Source organism: Bacillus cereus group sp. Sample62 (assembly GCF_036851315.1).
Classification (GTDB): domain Bacteria; phylum Bacillota; class Bacilli; order Bacillales; family Bacillaceae_G; genus Bacillus_A; species Bacillus_A wiedmannii.
In genome coordinates this window covers 1-4,697 of record NZ_JAFLPK010000005.1, presented here as the reverse complement: position 1 = coordinate 4,697, position 4,697 = coordinate 1, and the positions used below count along the sequence as shown (strand labels likewise).

The following is a 4,697-nucleotide window of genomic DNA, read 5'->3' as shown; positions in this document are numbered from 1 at the left end:
GTTTTAAAAATGGGAACATCAAACGTCTATGTAGTGAACGAAGACCTTGCTTGGACAGATGGCAATGACAAAAAGAAATTTGCTAAATACGATGGTAAAATCCTTGTCAGCAAAAAGGAAAACAAGGACTTTGAATACAAAAGCCAATTTGATAAATTTAAAGCCCTTAGAGAACGTGAAAACTTAAAATAAAGCGAGTAGATAACTACTCGCCTTTCTTTATTTCAAGAGCATATTTGCCCTCATTTGAATCTTGGTCAACACTTGTAAAAACACCAATATCTTTTATTGGAATAAGAGTTCCAGAACCTAAATGAGGTCTCTTTCTATCCCTCATAAAAAGCATTAATTCTCCCTCTTGGTCTAGTTTCTCCAACTTCTCAACCAATTGTTTCACCTTCATCAGCGTTCCATCTCCATCCCTTTTTGCCTTTGTGGCTTCTCCATTTTTTCTAAAGAGTCCTGGACTAATTTATCTTGCCTATCATCCAGGAACTTGATTGTACTTCGGTCTACATCATTCATCCTCAAGAACGTTTTTACTCGGTCAAGTTGAGCGTGTAAAACTTTGCCCACCCTCTCTTTAAAAACAGAAAACTCCTTGCTGATCTGCACGAGTTTTCCCTTCAATTTTCCGTTCTCTAATTTCAATTCCCGATTCTCATTTTGGTAAGACCGGTTCTCAATTTTTAGAGTGTCCACCTGTTGTTTTAACTCCTTTTTCTCCTTCAACTGGTCATTATATTTATTAACGAGTCCATTGTACTTTTCTATCAAGTCTCCATAGTTCTTTACAATGTCTGTTTGCTTCACTTTTTGCAGTGCTTTTTTCTCTGCTAAGGAGTCTAAATTCTCTTCAATATCTTTGTAGTAATAGCGAATTTTATCTTGTCCAATTTGCATATCAGCTTTCAGCTGCGTAACTTCTTTTTGAGTCTTTTCCAACTCTTTCTGCAGATTCTCTGCTTGTAGCTGATAAGCCACACCATTGGTCGCATAATCGACTAGGCTTTTGTAGTCTTGTTCCTTCATTCCAACAAGCCCTAGAACCTTTTTAGCTTCGATATTCGCAATCGATTTCGATTTATCATCAATCTCTTGAATATGCCCCATTGTCCGCTCATATTTCTCTTGGGCTTCCTTCTCCATGCTTTGAAACGTTTGAGCCTTATATTTAGCCGTCTCCACGTGTTTACGGCTCGACGAGACCCCTCTTTCCAAATTAAAGTCATTTTGCTTCAGGTACTGATTAAAATCGTCCTGAAGACTCACCAGTTGCTTTTTCTGGCCAAAGAAATCTTTAGCCGATAGTCGGCCATCCTCCGTTACTGGAACGAAGCCTACGTGCATGTGAGGGGTTTTCTCGTCATAGTGAACAGTCGCATAGATTAAATTCTTTTCACCGTATCGATCAGCAAGGAACTCATGAGCCGTTTCAAAATACCTTTTCTGCTCTTTGGGTGAAATTTTATCGAAGAATTCCTTGTCAGAGGTAATTAAGAATTCAGCCAGCTTAACTGCATCTTTACGGATCTTTTTTCCAGAGGTCACATTGTCCTCAATTACTTGGCTAATTTTCTCGTTGTAATCAATCTGCCTTTGACCGTTTATCAAGTCATAATTCAGATGAGAATCAGCTTTATTGATGTCGGGATTCGTTTCACTTTCCCTCTCTCTTTGGTTGTGAAATTGAATCCCTTTTATCCCATTTGATTTCATTTTCTGCATTCGGATAATGGAGTAACTCATGGGGTACGCACCCTTTCTGAAAATCGATAGATTAATAGAAAGTGTAACACACTACACTTTGCACGCAAAGTTTCATGTGGTCTGCGACGCTAAAAGCCAAACCTTGGGCTTTGCCCAAACCCACTGGGGAACTCTTCCCCAGACCCCCTTAATCGAACTCCCCAACCCCTCAATCCTTGAGGGGCTCCCTCGCCGGTAGGCAGCTCAAAAGGTGTTGCCTTTTGAGACACCAAGAGGGTCTTGGTGAAGTGAGTCTATCAACTCCTTATCCTCCCTTCGGTCCGGTACCGTTGACAGACGCCATACGGGCCTCTCTCGCCTTTGTAAGAGGTTGCCCCTAGTAAAAACCCTTAAAAAGCAAAAAAGACGCTTCTAGGGGTAGCGTCAGGGAAATGCGGATTTACAACGGTAAGCATTTGATACAAGTCTTATGAGACAGTCAGAAGTCATTTAAAACGCTAATTTCATTATGTCTCAATAAACTCTACTCTATTGGAATTGTGAAGTGATACACTTAAACTAACGTACGCAGGTTTGTTGAATAAGGACTTCAAAAAATACCCTTAATTAAGCTAAAAAGTCCTTCTCTTTATTAAGAAGGACTTTTTTATGTGTTATTCCATTGTCTCATTCATTGTAATAGTTTCGCTTGCTTCATGACCAGATTCTCCATGTCCTGGTCCAAACAAATTCAATATTACAACTCCTACAACAATCAGTGTTATTCCTGCAATGCTAGCCATGTTAAGTTTTTCCTTCCAAACTAAAACTGAAATTACTGTAGTCAAAACAAGTCCTAAACCTGCCCATAATGCATATGCAGTGTTTAAGGGGATTGTTTTTAGCGACAAGGATAAAAAGAAAAAACAACCAACGAAAGCTATTATTACCCCTATTGTAGGATAGAGTTTTGAAAAGCCTTCAGATGCTTTTAATAGGGAAGAGCCAATAATCTCCCCCACTATTGCAAGTGCTAAATATAGATATGACATTATTCGTCCTCCTGAATCATGTTTATTAGTTCATCAAAAACTTGTGTTTTTAGTTCTTCATTTAATGGTGCCATTCCAAATATTTCTGAAAACCAAAGACCATCTATGGATAATCTTGTAATTGTTATTTTGACAGGATCAATTCCATCAGTTATTAACTTTGTATGCAAAATATCGTATCTCTGCCGGAATTCATCTAATAAATCTGGATTAATAAACATAGCAGCCATTAGTGCGGAATTTAGATTATTGTTTTCTAAATCGGAAAATGTAGATTTAAGATAAGCCCTATTCCATTTTCCTATTGCGTTATCATCGTCGTTATTAACTAACGTATTAATGCATTCGAAATAATTATTTGTCCAATCTTCCACCATTCCTTTAATTAATGCTTCCTTGCTAGGAAAATGGTATAATAATCCACCTTTACTCACGCCAGCTCTTTGGGCGACTGCCTCTAATGTGAGTTTGACAACTCCTTCTTCTTTTACAATTTCAGATGCAGCAATCAATATATTTTTTTTCTTATTAGCATGCTTTGAAATAGACATAATAACCTCCATAACTTAGATACATATAATATACCTTCTGGACGGTTTTTTTGTCAATCGAATTAAAGCTCTTATTTAATATCACTCTTTCACATAAAAATAATCCAATAAATTAATCTAAAGATTGTGAAGAAATGTACTTAAAGTAAAGGGAGCTTTAGTTCAACAGTCGATTTCTTAAAATCGGCTTTATTTATGGGTGAAAATTACATTACCGTTGTAAATCCGCATTTTCAGGACTCTACCCCTTCTAGAGCGCCTCTCATTGTTTTAGCGATTAATTATTATTCCCCTTATTATTTTTTTGAAAATGTTCTTTGTAATATAAATAATCAACTTTATGTTTTGTGGACATTAATTGAGTCGCTAATATTGCGGTGTAAATTGTCGTCAATCCTAGTGCTACTACGGCTAATAAATTTAAATTACTTTTATTAATGCTACTGTTACTATTCATGAAAGCTCAACTCCCTTCTTTAAAATTAGATTTCTAAATATCAAAGATTTTTATTCGAACACCATCAATTCTCCCCTTGTTTTAGGGTGGAGGCTGGCAAGGGGGTTTGGGGGAAGCCCCCATATTGCGTAGATCCATAAGGCAAAAGAGAAAATTTATGAACGGAAGCTCTGGCGGTTTTGGCGGTATAATGGCTCGAGCAAGCCGATTTCCTGAATTCCTCGTTTTAGGTACGTCGGCTTGGCGAAAGTACAGCACCGCCAAAATTTCGGAATGCAAGGAGAAAAGGGTGGAGATTTTTCGGTGGTCTGTCCGAAAAATACTACCCGAACCTTGCGTGGAGAAAAGCCCTTTAGGAGATATAGAAGGGAACACAGAAAAAATGTTGATATATCAATGTTTTAGTTAAGGTAATGTGTCATAGCTTGTGACACGTATATGTGTCATAGCTTGTGACACATAGTTGAATTAAGATGTGTCATTTTTTGCTTGACTATAGTTCATTTTTGACCTATGATGTGTCATAAATTATACATATAGGTATCACAGCTGATGATACATAACAAGGGAGAGAAGGATTCTATGCCAGCAGAGGTGCGTAAATTGGACGAGCAGAGAAAAATTAATGTTGAGTTAACCCCTGAACAACTTCAAATGCTTCAAAGACTTATTGATCTTGAACAGCAAGAAAACAAAGACAAAGAGCAATTTGAAGAGAAAAAGAAAAATCATAATTTCATCCAGCTTTATCGTGACAACATGCCAGAATTAAGATGGTTAATGGCAAATCATAACTTCGCAAGTTCTTTATTATTTTTTATCTTGGAACACATGGATAACAGAAATGCTTTAGCTTGTTCTTATGCAGTTTTTGAAGATTATTTTGGCAAATCAAGGTCAACAGTTTACAGAGCAGTAAAGCTTTTAGAGGAGAATGGATTTTTAAAT

Annotated in this window: 5 protein-coding genes and 1 pseudogene; 2 read left to right on the top strand and 4 right to left on the bottom strand. The window is 37.1% G+C overall.

Annotation, left to right across the window (positions count from 1 at the left end):
- Window positions 1-192 (top strand): annotated as a pseudogene (locus J0835_RS29110) (replication protein); the annotation flags it as partial.
- A gap of 13 nt (window positions 193-205) precedes the next feature.
- Here J0835_RS29110 and J0835_RS29105 read toward each other — a convergent pair.
- The 4 genes from J0835_RS29105 to J0835_RS29090 form a co-directional block, all read right to left on the bottom strand.
- Window positions 206-403, bottom strand: a complete 198-nt coding sequence (locus tag J0835_RS29105) for a hypothetical protein (RefSeq protein WP_048558833.1) — start codon at window positions 401-403, stop codon at window positions 206-208.
- Window positions 403-1,749: a MobV family relaxase gene (gene mobV / locus J0835_RS29100; protein WP_053082646.1), complete on the bottom strand. Its 1,347-nt coding sequence runs from the start codon at window positions 1,747-1,749 to the stop codon at window positions 403-405. Before mobV ends, J0835_RS29105 begins: the two co-directional genes overlap by 1 nt.
- Window positions 1,750-2,363: 614 nt before the next feature.
- A complete protein-coding gene (gene qacH, locus J0835_RS29095; RefSeq protein ID WP_047914402.1) occupies window positions 2,364-2,741 on the bottom strand; it encodes a quaternary ammonium compound efflux SMR transporter QacH in 378 nt (125 codons plus the stop codon).
- Window positions 2,741-3,292 carry a TetR/AcrR family transcriptional regulator gene (locus J0835_RS29090; protein ID WP_000028029.1) on the bottom strand — a complete coding sequence of 184 codons (552 nt, stop codon included), beginning with the start codon at window positions 3,290-3,292 and terminating at the stop codon, window positions 2,741-2,743. The genes qacH and J0835_RS29090 overlap by 1 nt, the downstream gene beginning before the upstream one ends.
- 1,039 nt (window positions 3,293-4,331) lie before the next feature.
- Between J0835_RS29090 and J0835_RS29085 the strand changes: the two genes are divergently transcribed.
- A partial coding sequence (locus tag J0835_RS29085) for a replication/maintenance protein RepL (RefSeq protein WP_333728207.1) occupies window positions 4,332-4,697 on the top strand: 366 nt, incomplete at its 3' end.

What these genes read in the sequence shown, in the direction of transcription:
- J0835_RS29105 (WP_048558833.1), bottom strand. Translation starts at nt 403, where the DNA reads ATGAAGGTGAAACAATTGGTTGAGAAGTTGGAGAAACTAGACCAAGAG.
- mobV (WP_053082646.1), bottom strand. Translation starts at nt 1,749, where the DNA reads ATGAGTTACTCCATTATCCGAATGCAGAAAATGAAATCAAATGGGATA.
- qacH (WP_047914402.1), bottom strand. Translation starts at nt 2,741, where the DNA reads ATGTCATATCTATATTTAGCACTTGCAATAGTGGGGGAGATTATTGGC.
- J0835_RS29090 (WP_000028029.1), bottom strand. Translation starts at nt 3,292, where the DNA reads ATGTCTATTTCAAAGCATGCTAATAAGAAAAAAAATATATTGATTGCT.